The sequence below is a fragment of the Vagococcus luciliae genome (assembly GCF_024637875.1).
In the GTDB taxonomy this organism is placed as follows: Bacteria; Bacillota; Bacilli; order Lactobacillales; family Vagococcaceae; genus Vagococcus; species Vagococcus luciliae.
In genome coordinates this window covers 293,337-310,875 of the sequence record NZ_CP102451.1, presented here as the reverse complement: position 1 = coordinate 310,875, position 17,539 = coordinate 293,337, and the positions used below count along the sequence as shown (strand labels likewise).

Sequence of the window (17,539 nt, the reverse complement as noted above, 5' to 3'; positions counted from 1 at the left end):
CATATAAAATAAAGGAGGAGTCAAAGTGAAACAATTAAGCGATAGTGTAGGAACACTTAGTGGTGTTGGGCCAAAACGTGTGGAGACACTCAAAACATTACACATAGAAACGATTAATGATTTACTGACACATTATCCGTTTCGCTATGACGATATCCAAGAAAAAAAGTTAGAAGAAATTAGTGATCAAGAAAAAGTAGTCTTAAAAGGTATTGCCATTTCTGATGGGGTAGTCAATTATTATGGGCATAAAAAAAGCCGTTTAGTTTTTCGAATGATGGTGGAGCAGGCTGTTATAACTGTGACGTTTTTTAACCAACCCTTTTTAAAAAATAAAATTCATTCGTCAGAGGAAATTGCAGTTTTTGGTAAATGGGACGCAAAGAGAAAGTCGTTAACAGGTCTCAAAATCATGGCGACACAGCAACAAGAAGAAGAATTTGCGCCAATTTATAGTGTGAACAAACATATCAAACAACAAACGCTAGTTCAACTGATTAAACAGGGGTTTGAAGGGTATGGCGAGTTGGTTGAAGAAAACTTACCAGATTACTTATTGGAAAAATATAGATTGATGCCTAAACAACAAGCTGTAAAAGCCATGCATTTTCCAGAATCAATTGAAGAAAATCGTTTAGCAAGACGGCGCTTGGCTTTTGAAGAATTTTTCTTATTCCAATTAAAGATGATTCAACTAAAAGAAGAAGAAACAGCTAAAGAACATGGGAATCCTATTTTATATAATGTGGAAGAGTTGAAAAAATTTATTCAAACATTACCATTTGAGTTAACCAATGCTCAAAAACGAGTTGTCAACGAAATTTGTGCTGACATGAGAAGTCCTTATCACATGCATCGTTTGCTTCAAGGAGATGTAGGGAGTGGGAAAACGATGGTGGCGGCATTAGCGTTGTTCGCAGCTTATAGTGCGTCTTATCAAGGGGCGCTGATGGTACCAACAGAAATTTTAGCAGAACAACATATGGAAAGTCTAAGTGAATTGTTTGAAAATACGCCAGTTAGAGTAGCGTTATTAACTGGTTCGACAAAAGCGAAAGCACGTCGTCAAATATTAGCTGAGCTTTCAGAAGGTGAGATTGACATTTTAGTTGGGACACATGCCTTAATTCAAGAAGAGGTCCAATTTTCTAACTTGGGGATTGTCATTACAGATGAGCAACATCGTTTTGGTGTGAATCAACGAAAAATATTACGAGAAAAAGGCAATCATCCAGATGTGTTGTTTATGACGGCAACACCGATTCCTAGAACATTGGCTATCACAGCTTATGGTGAAATGGATGTCTCGATTATTGATGAATTGCCAGCCGGAAGAAAACCAATCGAAACACGTTGGGCCTTGCCCAAACAATTGGATAGTATTTTAGAAACTATGCGTGAGTTACTAAAACAAGGACAACAAGCATATGTGATCTGTCCGTTGATTGAAGAGTCAGAGATGCTAGATGTAAAAAATGCAACGGAAATTTACGAGCACTTATCTGCCTTTTTCTCTCCGACGTATCATGTTGATTTATTACATGGCAAGATGAAAGCTGATGAAAAAGACGCCATCATGCAAAAGTTCAAAGACAATAACACACAAGTATTGGTTTCAACAACTGTTATTGAAGTGGGCGTGAATGTGCCAAATGCTACGATGATGGTCATTATTGATGCAGATCGTTTTGGTTTAGCACAGCTTCACCAGTTACGCGGACGTGTTGGACGTGGGCAACAAGCGTCTTATTGTGTGTTGATAGCTAATCCAAAGAGTGAACAAGGAAAAGAACGGATGAAGATTATGACTGAAACAACAGATGGGTTTGTTTTAAGTCAAAAAGATTTAGAAATGCGAGGTCCTGGAGACTTTTTTGGAGCGAAACAATCAGGGTTACCAGAATTTAAAGTTGGTGATATGGTAGCTGATTTTATTATGTTAGAAACAGCAAGAGAAGAAGCTATCAATCTTTGGAAACACCCTGAGTGGGTACATGATAAATCGTTTGCACCATTAGCTAAGAGTATTGATAGTGCAACATATCAATTAAATCATTTAGATTAACGTGATATAATAAATGTAAATTGTAAAAAAAGTGAGGAAACCAATCATGAAAATAGCGGTAGATGCTATGGGTGGTGACAACGCACCAAAAGCCATTGTTGAAGGTGTGATGTTAGCCAAAAAAGATTTTCCAGATATTGAATTTTTATTATTTGGAAAAGAATCAGCGATTAAAGAATATGTAACAGACGATAAAAATATTACCATCATTCATACAGATGAAAAAATTGAAAGTGATGATGAGCCAGTAAAAGCTATTAGACGTAAAAAACAAGCCTCAATGGTTTTAGCGGCACAGGCTGTTAAAGAAAAACAAGCAGATGCTTTGTTTTCTGCTGGTAACACAGGCGCTCTTTTAGCTGCAGGATTATTTGTTGTGGGACGTATCAAACAAGTTGAACGCCCAGGACTGATGACAACGATGCCAGTTTTTACAGGTGAAAAAGGGGCTGGATTTGATTTTATTGATATGGGAGCAAATGCTGATAACAAACCGGAACATTTGTTAACATATGGTATCTTAGCTTCTTATTATGCTAGTCAAGTTCGTGGCGTGGAAAATCCTCGTGTCGGTCTTTTAAACAATGGGACGGAAGACACAAAAGGAAGCGAGCTAACAAAAAAAGCATTTGAACTATTAAAAGAAGAGCCAAGTCTAAATTTTGTTGGGAACGTGGAAGCCAGAGATTTATTTAATGGTGTCGCGGATGTGGTTGTGACAGATGGTTTTACTGGAAATGCCGTGTTAAAATCCATTGAAGGAACAGCACAAGCAATTATGAGCAATTTAAAATCATCCATTTTAGATAGTGGTTTAAAAGGTAAAATGGGGGCATTGCTACTAAAAGATAGTTTGAAAGACTTGAAACAAAAAATGGACTACTCAAATCATGGTGGTGCTGTATTATTTGGTGTAAAAGCACCTGTTGTTAAAACACATGGCTCAACAGGACCAGATGCGGTGAGACACACAATTAGACAAATCCATACCATGCTTGAAAAAGATGTAGTAAACAATTTAGTTGCTTATTTTGATGAGCATCAAGCATAGACAAAAAAAGCATTTACAAGTAAAATACTAAGTAGAGTGAGTGGCTTAATAAAAGGAGGAACTTACATGTCTAGAGATGAAGTATTTGGTAAAATCAAAACAATTATCGTTGAGCACTTTGAAGTAGATGAAGATAAAGTTACTGAAACAACTAATATCAAAGAAGATTTAGAAGCAGATTCAATTAGCATTATGGAATTTGTTTTAGAATTAGAAGATGTCTTTGATGCAGAAATTTCTGATGAAGATGCAGAAAAAATTGAAACAGTTGGTGCAGCAGTCGATTATATCGTAGCTAACCAATAAGAATTAGGGTATCACATAAAAGTGGTACTCTTTTTTATTACAAAAAAACTACCAGCCATAATTGACTGGTAGAAAAAAGGAGTTGTTTTATTTACTTTGGGGGAGTAAATAAAGTAAAAAATTGTAGGGTTGTTTGTTACTACATAAAGAATAATAACTCTTATTTATGAAATAAATAAGAATAGATATGTGCAATTATTTGAAAAAATAGCGATTAATTATCGGCTAAATAAGCTTCTTTTTTAAGACGAGTTAATTGTTTAAAGGCGTATTCTTTTTTCATAGCATCACTTTTTGTTTTAAACACTTCATGATGAATCATTTTTGTTGGGCGACGTTTCTTGAGCCGGGTGTATTTTGCCCCTTTACCAGAATTATGTTCAGCTAAGCGCCTTGTAAGGTCTGTTGTATAACCAGCATAAAAAGTATTGTCAGCACATAGTAGTACGTAAAAATAATGATTGTTACTTTGTACCATGAAGCATCTCCTTAATATCTGGTAGATACTCATTATCTTCACCATAAACATAAAGAGGGGGAAGAATTCTTAATCCATCTGTTTTCCCATCTTTGATTCCCTCGATGAGTAATGTATTTGCTTCTTTATTCGTTTTGGGATAGACAAATTGGATTCGTTTTGGTGCGATACGATTGTTTTCCATGCTATGTAAAATATCAATCAATCGATCAGGTCTATGTACCATGGCAATTTTTCCATTCATTTTTAACAATTTTGAAGCTTGTTGACACACATCATCAATGCTTAAATGAATTTCATGGCGCGCAATCGCTAAATAAGGGTTAGGATTTTTTTTGCTATTGGGCGCTTCTTTAAAATAGGGTGGGTTACACGTAATAAAATCGACAGAATCCGGTTTAATAAATTGAGTAATATTTTTAATATCAGCATGAATCATAGTCATTGAGTCGTTGAATTGATTTAATTCAATACTTCTTTGTGCCATATCATATAGTTTTTCTTGTAGCTCAACGCCGGTGATGTTAGCTTGCGTTCTAGGGCGCATAAATAAGCCGATAGCACCATTTCCAGCACAAAAGTCGACAATAGCCCCTCTTTTTGGAATAGAAGCAAAATGAGCCAATAAAACGGCATCTAAAGAAAAGGAAAACACATCGGAACTTTGTATAATTTGTATATTCTGGGACAACAGTTGATCAATACGTTCCCCTGGAAAGAGTTTCGTTGTCAATAAAGTCACATCCTTTGATATCATTTGTCTATTATATCAAAATTACATTGAAATAAAATAAGAAAAACTTGCAAGTTTTGGTAGAATTCGGCATACTAATAGGGACTTTAATGTAAAGGATGAAAAAAATGTATCGAGTACTTTTAGCAGTTGTTCGATTTTTGACATTTGTGATTAATACAAATGCGAGATATGTTGGTAAAGATAATTTACCAAAAGATGAAAATTATGTTTTGGTTAGTCCGCACAGAACGTGGTTTGAACCACTTTATTTTGCGATGGGTGCTTGGCCGAAAAAATTTGCCTTTATGGCTAAAAAAGAATTGTTTAAAAATCCGATTTTATCTTATATTTTGAGAAAATGTCATGCGTTCCCAGTTGATCGTGATAATCCTGGTCCGAGCGTGATTAAAACACCAGTTAAAGCGTTAAAAAATACTGATTTGAGTGTGATGGTCTTTCCTAGTGGCAGTCGCTACTCTGAAGAATTAAAGGGTGGTGCCGCATTAATTGCTAAAATGGGGAAAGTTAAAATCATCCCTGCGGTTTATCAAGGACCATTAACGTTTGGTGGATTATTTACAAAACGTCGCGTAACGATTGCGTATGGCACACCAATAGATATTTCTGATATAAAAAAAATGGACAAAGATGGTATTGCAGAAGTTGAACGACGTATGCAAGAATCATTTAATCAACTAGATTATCAAGTAAATCCTGATTTTGTTTATGTGCCACCAATTAAAAAAGAAAAAATCGACTCTTAGACATGGTTCTAAGGGTCTTTATTTTTAATAAAATTTAATGGGTGATAAAGATGATTAATCTAATACAAAATAATTTAGACACATTTATAGCGGTTGTAACATTATTTGTATCGGTATCTGTTATATTTTTGGGATTAGGAGATGAAAAGAAAGGAAAGCAAGAACAATTAAAATTTGTTCTAATTTCATATGCAGTCATTCTCGCTATTATACTATTTTTTTCTGCGACTCCAGTGTATGTTTTTGGTATATTAATACTATTCTTTTTTTAGGTGGATTATCCTATTCTTTAAATGAATCTTTTGATTTAGAAAAGGAATTGAGCAGAATGCAATTATTATTCTATTCATCTTTTTCATGGTTTTTTATAACAAATAATTATTTTCTACCTTTTGGTATTTTATTAAGTTATATATTTAAATTTAATTATTATATATCTTTAATAATTATTGCTAGTTGCCTAATATTACAATATTTATCTATTGTAAAAGATTATTTTGGAATAAATTCTTATGGAGAAACTTTTTCTCAAATAAAAAATATAAATTTAGGCATAAAAAATAACAAGCAACCTAAAGATGTTTTTGAGAGAGAATTTTTAAATGAAAAGTTAGAATTAGTCGCTTTTGTTGTGTATATTGAAGATAGATATTTATTCGATAGAAAACAATGTCATTTATCATTTGCTAATATTTTAGATTCAAAAAGAGATCCTGTTATTTTTAAAGGGAAAATAAATTATGAAAATAAACCTTGGATTGATAAATATAAGCGTGGCTACTCTACAGTTGAACAACAACTTATTAGGCAATATTCTATTAGTGATAATGCCTATAGATATAAGGTTAGACGGAAATTATTTTTTGATTGGATATATACTCCTTTGTTTAGTAAAGCAATATGTTATAGAAAAAGTAAAGTATATGGTAAAAATAAAAAAATTGCGAAAAAAGAACTAATATGGAACTTAAAAATAATGTATCTTTATAACTATTTTATTAATGTGTTAAATAATCCGAAAGATAAAGATGAGTTGATAACTATTATGAGTAAACAATCTAGAGTTTCCAAAAATGTTTATGAGGAGATGTTTCAGATTTTTAATAATAGTTTTAAAAAAGAGGAAATGATTGAAAAAATAAAAATTAATATGTATAGAACGTATAATTTTTATTGATTGTTACAACTATTAATTTACATACCTAAAAAAAACCGAAGCCATCTTCTATCTGAAGCTGACTTACGGTTTTTTTATGTTTATAATATAAATTTTTCTGGTTTTACTTTGATTGCCTGTTCAAGCAGTTGTCTTAATTGTCCTCTGTCCATAAGTGTTACGTGCGTTTTTTCAGCTAATTCTTTTGCGCTTTTAGTAAAAGTATTGTTAGTCACTACACTTGCGTGTTGTAAGTTATAATATTGTTTTCCAGAAAAGACTTCCTGAACAGCTTTATTGCTCACAGGATTGACATAGCGTTTTGCTTGAAAGGCATAGGTTTGACCGTTCTTTTTAGCGATAATATCAACACCTTGATCCCCACTTGCTTGAGTAACTTCTGTACGGTAACCATTTATAGACAGTAGTTTTGCCAAATAAATCTCAAATTGTCGACCGGTCATGTTATCAATTTTTCTTAGTTCATCTTCGATAAGCAAATGCTGTATCTTATGCTGTATGCGTTGATATTGACGTAGTTGTTTTTTTACTTTTTTAACATCTTTTTGATAAGCTACAAGTTTTTCGTGTGTCATATTTAGTTGTTTTTGATTTAGACGATTATCTTTTACATGAGTGTTTGACATTAGGGTATCATCAATTTGTTTATTTAGATGGTGTAGTTTCCTTTCTACACGTTGGAGTTCTTTTTTTCTTTTTTTTATATCTGTTTTTAGTTGATGATAATTTGCGTCTTTTTTTGATAATCTGTCTTCTGTTTGTTGAAGTCTTTTTTGTTGCCTCTGATATCTTCTAGTTGCTATTCTTAATTCTCGTTTTATTTCAGTTAATTCTTTTTTTCGTTTGAAATATTTTCTGAACTGTCTAAAGAGAATAGTTAAAGCAATTATTGGTAAAACAACAATACCTGTTGTAATAAATTCTTTTGTAGATATGCTAGCCATTAATAATAATAATGAAAAGAGATAAAGGAATGTAAAGGTTATTTTTGTAATAAGATTCATAGTGTCTCCTATGGTACTATTTTCGTTCAAAAATATCTGTATAAGTATATTAACAGACTTTACAAGATAAGGCTAATATGCTTTGAAAACAAAAAACTCTCATCATAATAAATGATGAGAGAAGGAAGGATTAAAACATGAAAAAAATGATTTAGTGTTCTATTTCTTTTTTGGGGTAAAAGAAATAAAAGTGGATGGTAGGATTCGAACCTACACCTCAATGGATAGAGAATGAACTGTTTGTTAAATCTCAATGAGTCAAAACACCTCGTTCACCCACAAATATTTAAGTTGTGCTACTTAACTATGTTACTAGTTTAACTTGATAATCTTAAATTTAGCTTAAAAAAGTTTGTAGAAAAAATGAAATTAAAAATTATGATGTTTAAGTATCTTGAATATCTATTCAGATAGAAAATAGAATCAGTTAAACAATTGCTTTAAAATTTGTTATAATGGTGAGAAGACCTTTTTGGAGGGATACGATGAAATTTTTACATACAGCAGATTGGCATATTGGTCGTAAATTAAACGGATTTAGTTTACTTGAAGAACAAAAAGATGTGTTTGAAAAAATGTTAACCATTGCCGTTACTCAACAAGTAGATGCGATTGTTGTGGCAGGTGATTTATATGATCGCTCGATGCCATCAGTTGAGGCAGTTGAATTATTAAACGCCATGATGATTGAAATGAATTTAGAGAAAAAATTTCCTGTATTAGCCATATCCGGTAATCATGATAGTGCAACGCGTTTATCAACTGGTTCTCCTTGGCTAGAGAAGGAACAATTTTATTTATACACACAGCTTGAACAAGCATTTTCACCAGTTGTTATTGGTGATACTCAATTTTTCTTATTACCTTATATTGAACCAATTCATGCAAGATTATATTTTGATGATGAGACATTAGTGACTATTCCATTAGCGATGGAAAAAATTATGGAAGAAGTAAAACCATTATTTTTACCGGATAAACACCATGTGTTGATTAGTCATTTTTTTGTTACAGGTGCTTTAAAAGGCGAATCCGAAACACCACTTGAAGTAGGTGGATTATCTAGTGTGTCAACGGACATGTTTGAGGTATTTGACTATGTGGCATTAGGTCATTTACATTATAAAGATGCGATAGGTCAACATGAAAAAATTAAATACAGTGGTTCTTTATTGAAGTATTCTTTATCAGAAAGAAATCAAGAAAAAGGTGTCAGAATAGTAACATTGGATGAAACTAGCGTGTCGAGTGAGTTTATACCAATTACCCCTTTAAGAGATGTCTCATTGTTGCGTGAAAAATTTACAACGTTAGTAGATTACGACTATTATCAAACCATTAATCGTGAAGACTACATCGCGATTGAATTGACTGATAAAACAAGTATCCCTAATGCTTTATCTGAATTAAGGCAAATTTATCCAAGGCTCATCAGTTTAGAGCGAGTAGGTGAAGGAAAAGTTGTTTCAGATGAGCGATATGAAGCGATTGAAATAAAGCAAGTATCACCCAAAGAATTGATTACTAATTATTTTGAAGATGTGACAGAAGAACCGTTAACTGAGCAACAAAGTCGTTGGTTAGAAGATACTATGATTGAGGTAAGAAAAGAAAAATAGGAGGAAGACAATGAAACCTTTAACTTTAATACTTGAACATTTTGGTCCTTATGAAAATGAAACCATTGATTTTTCTTCTTTTTATGCCCAATCATTGTTTCTTATTTCCGGGAAAACAGGGTCTGGAAAAACAACCCTTTTTGATGCGATGAGTTATGCTCTTTATGGTAGTACATCTGGAGAATCACGCGAAGCCAAAGAGATGCGGTCAAATTTTTCAACCATTGATGATACAACACGTGTGACGTTTATTTTTGAACATGATAAAAAAACGTATCACATCATGCGTGAACCAGAACAATTACGTCGTCGGTTACGTGGTGATGGAGAAAAATTAGAAAAAGCCAAATCTGTTTTAACGATATACAACGAAGAAGGAAAAGAAGAAGCACAGTACACCAAACAGATGGATGTCAACATGCGTATTCAGGATTTGTTACAGTTGAGTGCTAAACAATTTTCTCAAATCGTGATGTTACCACAAGGTGATTTTCAACGATTCTTACAATCGGATAGTGACAACAAAGAAGCAGTGTTACGCCAATTGTTTGATACCACAATGTATCAAGATATTGCCAGAAGCTTAAAAGACAAGAAAAAAGAACAATCCAATCAACTAAAAAAGGAACAACAAAAGCTTTCAACCTTATTTGAGCAAATCAATTGGGATGAAGCATATATAGAAAAATCAACAGATGAGTTAACAATTGATGAAAAATTAGACTTGTATGGGGAACAAAAAGAGAGCAAAGAGCGTCACATTGCTCGTTTAGATGAAACAGTTAATACAACAAAAAAACAACGAGACAATCAGTTATCTGTATTAGAAAAAGCACGGACACTTACACAATGCTTTGAGGAAAAAGAAGAAACAACAAAAAAAATCGAAGTAAAATTACTTGAAGCAGATAACATTCATCTGCTAAAAGAAAAAATGAATGATTTTATTCAAGTAGAACCTCTTGAAAAAATAGTAGATGAGATATTGAAAGTCCAACAAACTATCCAAACACTAAAAGAAGAACAAGAGCAAGTCAGGCATTTATTAGAAGACGTGACACAACAGCTAGTTGAGTTAACGACTCAAAAACAAGCACTAGAAAAACAACAGCCTGTGATGAAAGAATACGAAAAGCGATTAGTCAAATTAGAAGAACTCGTGCCACTTTTTGAAGAAGAAAAAAATATTAAAGCAACTCTTACAACACTTCAAAAGACAAAAGAAACACAGTCAAATAAAAAAGAGGTATTAGAACAGAGTCTTAATGCTAAACAACGTCAATACACGCAATTGCAAGAATCAATAGCAAGTATTCCAACTCGTTATAAAGAGCAAGCAGAGTTAAAAGAAAGATTGTCTAGGGAAGAAAAGTTGTTATCTAAGATTGAGGACTATCAACTACTTGAACAACAAAAAGCAACTCTTTCAAGTGAGTTACTCGTGTTAAATCATACACAAAAACAGTTGGATGCAGAACTATCCCAAATTAAACTCACGTTATCTGATAAAAAAGATCAGTGGGCACGAGGACAAATTGCCCGTTTAAGTTTGGATTTAAAAGAAGGGTTACCGTGTCCGGTGTGTGGTGCAATAGAACATCCTACACCTGCTCATGTGACACAACTGTCGAAAGAAGAATTTAATGAATTAGAAGAGTTAATCGCTCATTTAGAACAGCGACAAGAAGAAGCTGTTCAACAATTGAGCAATATCAATGCCCAAATAACTAGTTCGCAAGAAAAACTGTCAAATGATGAGAAAGAGTTAAACGAGATGAGGAAAACCATATCGGCTGAATTCATGGATAAAGAATCATCCAGTTGGCTTGATGACATCACACAACAAGTTGGGAAAACACAAGAGCAGTTAGATAGATTAAAAGAACAACTTGTAAATTTGGAGCAACAAGAACAAGAGATAATGACTATAAAAGAATCATCAAAAGAGATAGAAAAACAACTCGCTACCGTCACAAAAGAATGGCAACAAACACAAGAAGAAAAACGTCTGCAACAACATAGCTACGAACAATTAAAGAAACGTTTAGGAGAAGAGTTTTCTTCCTTAGAAGACGTGACGGCGGAGCAAAAAAAATTACAGCATCAGTTAGAAGATTGGGTACAATCTTCTCGTCAGTGCGAAAAAGCTATTTCTGATGCGACGAATGAGCATACTAAAACTCAAACAAGGTTAGAAGAAATTGAAAAAAATAATCAAATTCAAGAAAAAGAACTAGATACATTGAAGTCAACAAAAATAGAGCTTCTATCCAACTATCAATGGGATGAAGATAAGTTGCAGGCTGTTTTGACAGACAAAACACATAAAGCAAGTTACGAAAAAACAATCAATCAATATGAGAAAGAAGTCTTTTCACTAAGAGAATCCTTAGTAGCGTTAGAAGAAAAAACAAAAGAGACAGAAAAACCTAATGTTTTAGATATGGAAGAAAGCTATCAAGAAATTTCTCAAACATATGACGAACTAGTGGATAAAAAACGTCAAGAGGAAATACAACTTGAAAACAATAATAAAACAATCGCTACAATTCAACGATTAATGAAAAATATTAAAGAAGAGATGCAATCTTTACATGAGTTGAGCGTATTATCTGATGTATTAAATGGTGATAGTGACCATAAATTAAGTATTGAACGATATGTGTTACAAAGTTACTTACGCAAAATTTTAAACGTGGCAAATCATACACTGAAACGCTTGACTCGAGGTCGTTATACATTTGCCTTAAGAGATGCCAAACAATCTTCTAAGAAAAAAACAGGGTTAGAAATTGATATCTTTGATGATAATGTCGGTCGCTTAAGAGGAGTAAATACTTTATCAGGAGGCGAAAGTTTTATTGCTTCCTTAACTTTGGCATTAGCATTAGCTGAAGTGATTCAAAGCGAATCAGGAGGCGTTAAAATAGATGCAATGTTTATTGATGAAGGATTTGGTTCGTTGGATGAAGAAGCGTTAGAAACAGCCATCAGAGCATTAGAAACCATGGGTGGAAGTGATAGATTAATCGGCATCATCTCGCACGTTAATGAGTTAAAAGAAAGAATTCCACAACAATTAAAAATATCGGTGTCTAAAGACAACAGAAGTCACGCGACACCACAGCTAGAATTCACGTAAGGAGTGGTAAAATGAAGTGGTCCATACCGGAAAAAGTTATAGAAGAAGGACGAGAGTGTGCCAAAGAGGGTCGGGTCGTCTCTTGGTCTAAAAATCTAGAAAGACGTGTATGGTACGCTGAAGTCATCGGAAGTGACATGCTTTATGTTGAACTAGACGGAACAGCTAAAGAAGATGATGTATGCCAGTGTATGTATTGGGAACAACACGGTTATTGTAAGCATACTGTTGCAGTAGAACTGGCAATGCGTGAAAAAGGTGTCTCACGATTTATTCCTCGGACGGAAATAAAAGAAGCAGACGCCCCAAAAGTTATTTCTCCAGCAGTCGTGTTTACGAAAGGCTTTGAGCGATTACAAGATGCTGAGTTGAGAAAATTGATTCGACAAACAGATGATTTATTTTTAACTTACGGTGTCGATATTGTCTCAACATCTGAGTATCATGAAGAACAATCTGTTTTGGGACTACATTTACGCATTGGTAGGCGAGATACACCGAAAAAGACATATATTGTAAAAAATATGGATGAATTTTTAGAGGCTTATAAACAAGATAAAGAAATTCGAATTAGCACAATTAATTGGAAAGTAGGTCCTAGTGCGTTTAATTCTGAAGACAATGCGTTAATTCATTTGATGTTAATGATGAAGGACCAACAAAACTTGGTTATAAACAGTCGTTCACAAGCTAAATCGGTGATTGATCGTCGATATTTAATTTTAAATAAACAAGTAGCTAGCCAATTATTCGATGAATTTAAACATGATAAATCATTTATGATTAAAGGATTAGGGTCTCAAATAAAACGAGCGGTCATTCATCAAGGAAAAATTCCATTGACAGTGACTCTCTCGCCTGTGCGACTATCTGACTATGAATTAACGATTATTGATCCATTCATCGTGTTTTTAGAGGAGTACCAATGGCTTGTTGGAACAGATGGTTTTTACGAATTAACAGAAGAACAAGCAGCTAGTTATCAAGTGTTAACTCAAATGTTAAAGAGATTGGATAAACCCACGATTTATTATACGAAAGACCAAGTGAGTTCACTATTTTCATATGTGTTACCGCAATTATCTTTATTATGTGACTTTGATTTACCAGAGTCATTGGATGATGAGGTGTTGCGTTATCCTCTTGATATTAAATTATATTTTCATAAAGAAGACGACTCATTAGTTGTGCGTGTCGATTTTTGTTATGGTGAGTATATTTTTTCAAATGTACCAAGTTACAGTACGTCAAGTGGAAAAGAGGGGGCTGTCTTACGTGATAAAGTTCAAGAAGAACGGTTAATCACATTACTTCGTCATTATGGCTATGGCACATATGCCCAACGATACAGTAAAAAATTTCCAAATGATTTGGAACGTTTTTACTTTTTCACTAGAGAAATTCCTACCTTTAAAAAATATACTGAAGTCCATTTATCTGAAGAGATACAATCACTCTACTTGGCAGCCGATGAACATCAACCCAAAGCACGTATTATTGAAAATGGGTCATGGTTTGACATACAATTTGATATCTCATCTGTTGACGAAACCGAAGTTAATGATGTATTAAGTAGTTTAATGCAAAATAAAGAATATCATCAGTTGCGAAATGGCCAAGTTCTAATGCTTGATGACGAAGCATATAAGGAAACCAATCAGATGCTTCGTTTGTTACGTGAAGATATTAGATTAGATGGCAATCGTTTAGAAGTGCCAACTTATCGAAGTTTGGTCTTGAGTGAAGCTATGACACAGTTATCGGATGTTGAGACGAGTGATTACTTTGAAACGATGGTAGATGAGTTAACACATCCTGAAACGATTGATATCTCATTACCAGCACAATTAAACGCTACTTTACGTGACTACCAAATCACGGGATTTAAATGGTTTAAAACGTTAAGTAAGTATCACTTTGGTGGGATATTAGCAGATGATATGGGATTAGGAAAAACGATTCAGACAATCGCTTATTTATTGTCTGAAAAAGAAGATGGCGAGTTGACAAAACCAAGTGTTATTGTGGCTCCAGCTAGTTTGTTGTATAATTGGCAACTTGAGTTAGAAAAATTTGCACCAAGCCTAAAATCTAAGTTGATTATCGGTGGAAAAGAAGAGAGAAGTGTACAAATTGCATCACTTGATGATGTTGATGTGGCGATTATTTCTTACTCAACATTGCGTCAAGATAGTGCAGAGATAAAGAAAATAGATTGCCATAGCGTCATTTTGGATGAAGCACAAATGGTGAAAAATTCGGCAACCAAAACGTTCCAATCAATAGCTGAGTTAAAATCAGATCGTGTGTTTGCTTTAAGCGGGACACCAATTGAAAATAGATTAGAAGAATTATGGTCATTATTTAAATTATTAATGCCTGGTTTCTTCCCACCAATGCGTAGCTTTAAGCAACTTGAAACAACGGAAATTGCCACAATGATTAAACCATTTGTACTGCGTCGTGTGAAAAAAGATGTGCTACAAGATTTGCCAGACAAAGTTGAAACAGATAGATATTCACAACTAACTGATGAGCAAAAAACAGTTTATGTGGCTTATTTAAAACAAATACAAGAATCATTATCAAAACTAAACGCTAAAGACTTTAACAAACAGCGTATGTCTATTTTAGCTGGCATCACCCGATTACGTCAGATTTGTTGTCATCCAGGATTATTTATTGAGGATTATACAGGCGGTTCTGGAAAAATGAATCAGGCACTTGATTTGATTGAACAAGCTAAAAGTAATGGTAGACGCGTGCTGTTATTTTCTCAATTTACTGGAATGTTAAGTATTTTAGAAGATGAGTTAGCTAAAAGAGATGTTGGCACATTTTACTTGCGTGGCAGTACGCCTGTTAAAGAGCGTCAAGAATTAGTGGAGCGATTTAATCGTGGCGAAAAAGATGTCTTCTTGATTTCACTTAAAGCCGGTGGAACAGGATTAAACCTTACGGGTGCTGATACGGTCATTTTATACGATTTATGGTGGAATCCAGCCGTTGAAGAACAAGCAACAGGGCGAGCACATCGTATCGGTCAAACAAGAAAAGTAGAAGTATGGCGACTACTGGCTGAAGGGACAATTGAAGAGCGAATGAATCAACTTCAATTAGAGAAAAAAGCATTATTCCAAAAAGTCCTCCATTCAGAAGATGCCCCAGAATTATCATCAATGACAATGGACGATATCAAACATATTTTAGCTATTGGTGATGAAGATTAACATGAAAGGTCACTCTTTCATGTTTTTCTTTTTGTATGATATAGTTATTTTTACAGTATTTATTTAGGAGGAGTCAGATGGTAAAACGTTTCTTTTCGTATTATCGGCCGTATAAAACATTGTTCATCGTCGATTTTACGTGTGCAATTATAGCAGCTTTATTAGAATTATCCTTTCCCGTAATTGTCAATCAAGTGATTGATAAAATTATGCCACTAAAAAATATTCGCTTAATTTTATTAGTTAGTGCGGCGTTGTTTGGGTTTTATGTGATTAATACTGCGTTACAATATGTGGTAGTTTATTTTGGTCATAAGTTAGGGGTTAACATTGAAACAGATATGCGTAATGAATTATTTATGCATTTACAAAAACAACCATATGATTACTATGACAATCAAAAAACAGGAAAGTTGATGACACGCTTAACAAGTGATTTATTTGAGATATCAGAACTAGCTCATCATGGTCCAGAAGATGTATTCATCACGATTATGACACTTGTTGGATCATTTTTATTAATGTATCAAATTCATGCACAACTAGCTTTTGCAACAGCTGTGATGGTTCCTTTCATCACGATTGCATTAGTCTTTTTCAATAAAAAAATGACGAAAGTAAATACAACCATCTATGAAAATCTAGGAGAATTTAATGCAGGAATAGAAGCCAGTGTAAGTGGTATTCGTGTCACACAAGCTTTTGCCAATGAAGAGCATGAGGTCACTCGATTTTCTGGCTTAAATGAATTGTATCGCCAGTCAAAACTAGCTTTTTATAAAACGATGGCAGTCAGTTCGTCTTATAATTATTTGATGATTCGTTTAATTAATTTATTTGCCTTATTATTTGGCTCTTACTATACAATAAGAGGAGATATAACCAACGGAAACTTTGTTGGATTTATTCTGTTATCCAATGTGTTTGCTAGACCAATCGAAAAAATTAATACCATGATAGAAAGTTACCCAAAAGGCTTTGCTGGATTTAAACGTTTTGTCGAAGAAATAGACAAAGAGCCTTCTATTCAAGATAGCAAAACGGCGGTTGACTTAAAACCAGTAAACGGAAACATTGAATATAGAGATGTTTCATTTAGCTACAGTGATGGCACACAAGTATTTGATAAACTATCTTTAGATATCAAATCAGGTGAAACGGTGGCTTTTGTTGGGCCAAGTGGGGCAGGGAAAACAACCCTGTGTCATTTGTTACCACGATTTTATGATATAGACAGTGGGGATATTTTAATAGATGGTCAAACTATTCAAGATGTCACGTTAAAATCATTGCGTGAACAAATTGGATTAGTCCAACAAGATGTCTTTTTATTTCCTGGAACACTTAAGGAAAATATTTTATATGGAAAATTAGATGCAACAGAAGAAGATGTGTTAGAGGCCGTGAAACTCGCTCATTTAGAACAAGTGATAGAGGGCTTACCTGATGGATTAAACACAGTAATTGGTGAACGTGGTGTGAGGCTATCCGGTGGTCAAAAACAACGTGTGGCGATTGCCCGTATGTTTTTAAAGAATCCGCCAATTTTAATTTTAGATGAAGCCACATCCGCACTTGACACCGCAACAGAGCAAGTGATTCAAGAGTCATTAGGTTCACTTTCAAAAGGACGAACAACTCTCATCATCGCTCACCGTTTAGCAACAATTAAAGATGCAACACGTATTGTCGTGGTCGATACAACAGGTATTGTTGAAAGTGGGACACACGATGAGTTAATAGAAAAACAAGGAGCATATAAAAAATTATATGACGCACAATTTAGAAACTGACGAAAAGCCAAGAGTAAACTGACTCTTGGCTTTTTTATATGATAAAATATGTCTACTAATAAAAACGTTTTGTGTAACAAGATATTAAGAGAGGTGATAAAAATGGTATCTAAAAAGACTATGGCTGAATTGTATCAAGAAAATACGAGTCATTATACTAAAATTTATAATCTA

General features: G+C 33.8%; 12 protein-coding genes. 9 read left to right on the top strand and 3 right to left on the bottom strand.

The features are described from left to right. Window positions 1-25 precede the first annotated feature (25 nt). The 3 genes from recG to acpP all read left to right on the top strand — a co-directional run bounded on the left by recG (window position 26) and on the right by acpP (window position 3,422). On the top strand, window positions 26-2,065 hold the full coding sequence (gene recG, locus G314FT_RS01655; RefSeq protein ID WP_257701817.1) for an ATP-dependent DNA helicase RecG: 2,040 nt from the start codon (window positions 26-28) through the stop codon (window positions 2,063-2,065). A gap of 46 nt (window positions 2,066-2,111) precedes the next feature. Beyond that, window positions 2,112-3,116 (top strand): phosphate acyltransferase PlsX, encoded by a 1,005-nt coding sequence (gene plsX / locus G314FT_RS01650; RefSeq protein ID WP_079346757.1) that lies wholly within the window; start codon window positions 2,112-2,114, stop codon window positions 3,114-3,116. 66 nt (window positions 3,117-3,182) lie between these two features. Beyond that, window positions 3,183-3,422, top strand: a complete 240-nt coding sequence (gene acpP, locus G314FT_RS01645; RefSeq protein WP_125957720.1) for an acyl carrier protein — start codon at window positions 3,183-3,185, stop codon at window positions 3,420-3,422. Window positions 3,423-3,636: 214 nt separating this feature from the next. On the opposite strand, the gene G314FT_RS01640 is transcribed toward acpP, so the two are convergent. Together G314FT_RS01640 and G314FT_RS01635 are read right to left on the bottom strand one after the other, a co-directional pair. After that, entirely contained in the window at window positions 3,637-3,900 is a 264-nt protein-coding gene (locus tag G314FT_RS01640) for a GIY-YIG nuclease family protein (protein WP_257701816.1), read from the bottom strand. Then, window positions 3,887-4,633, bottom strand: a complete 747-nt coding sequence (locus G314FT_RS01635) for a tRNA1(Val) (adenine(37)-N6)-methyltransferase (protein WP_257701815.1) — start codon at window positions 4,631-4,633, stop codon at window positions 3,887-3,889. The genes G314FT_RS01640 and G314FT_RS01635 overlap by 14 nt, the downstream gene beginning before the upstream one ends. A 128-nt stretch (window positions 4,634-4,761) precedes the next feature. On the opposite strand from G314FT_RS01635, the gene G314FT_RS01630 reads away from it, so the two are divergent. Then, window positions 4,762-5,400: a lysophospholipid acyltransferase family protein gene (locus tag G314FT_RS01630; RefSeq protein ID WP_257701814.1), complete on the top strand. Its 639-nt coding sequence runs from the start codon at window positions 4,762-4,764 to the stop codon at window positions 5,398-5,400. 328 nt (window positions 5,401-5,728) lie between these two features. Continuing rightward, a complete protein-coding gene (locus G314FT_RS01625; RefSeq protein ID WP_257701813.1) occupies window positions 5,729-6,577 on the top strand; it encodes a hypothetical protein in 849 nt (282 codons plus the stop codon). An 80-nt stretch (window positions 6,578-6,657) separates the two neighbouring features. Here the strand turns inward: G314FT_RS01625 and G314FT_RS01620 are convergent, their stop codons facing one another. After that, window positions 6,658-7,581, bottom strand: coding sequence for a restriction endonuclease (locus G314FT_RS01620; protein ID WP_257701812.1), 924 nt, complete (start codon window positions 7,579-7,581; stop codon window positions 6,658-6,660). A 485-nt stretch (window positions 7,582-8,066) separates the two neighbouring features. On the opposite strand from G314FT_RS01620, the gene G314FT_RS01615 reads away from it, so the two are divergent. From G314FT_RS01615 to G314FT_RS01600, 4 genes are all read left to right on the top strand, one after another. After that, window positions 8,067-9,200 carry an exonuclease SbcCD subunit D gene (locus tag G314FT_RS01615; RefSeq protein ID WP_257701811.1) on the top strand — a complete coding sequence of 378 codons (1,134 nt, stop codon included), beginning with the start codon at window positions 8,067-8,069 and terminating at the stop codon, window positions 9,198-9,200. 10 nt (window positions 9,201-9,210) lie between these two features. Continuing rightward, a complete protein-coding gene (locus G314FT_RS01610) occupies window positions 9,211-12,342 on the top strand; it encodes an AAA family ATPase (RefSeq protein ID WP_257701810.1) in 3,132 nt (1,043 codons plus the stop codon). Between the two features lie 11 nt (window positions 12,343-12,353). Then, window positions 12,354-15,572 carry a DEAD/DEAH box helicase gene (locus tag G314FT_RS01605; RefSeq protein WP_257701809.1) on the top strand — a complete coding sequence of 1,073 codons (3,219 nt, stop codon included), beginning with the start codon at window positions 12,354-12,356 and terminating at the stop codon, window positions 15,570-15,572. Between the two features lie 77 nt (window positions 15,573-15,649). Further along, the gene (locus tag G314FT_RS01600) at window positions 15,650-17,365 is read left to right on the top strand and encodes an ABC transporter ATP-binding protein (RefSeq protein ID WP_257701808.1); all 1,716 of its coding nucleotides are present in this window, start codon (window positions 15,650-15,652) and stop codon (window positions 17,363-17,365) included. Window positions 17,366-17,539: the final 174 nt, after the last annotated feature.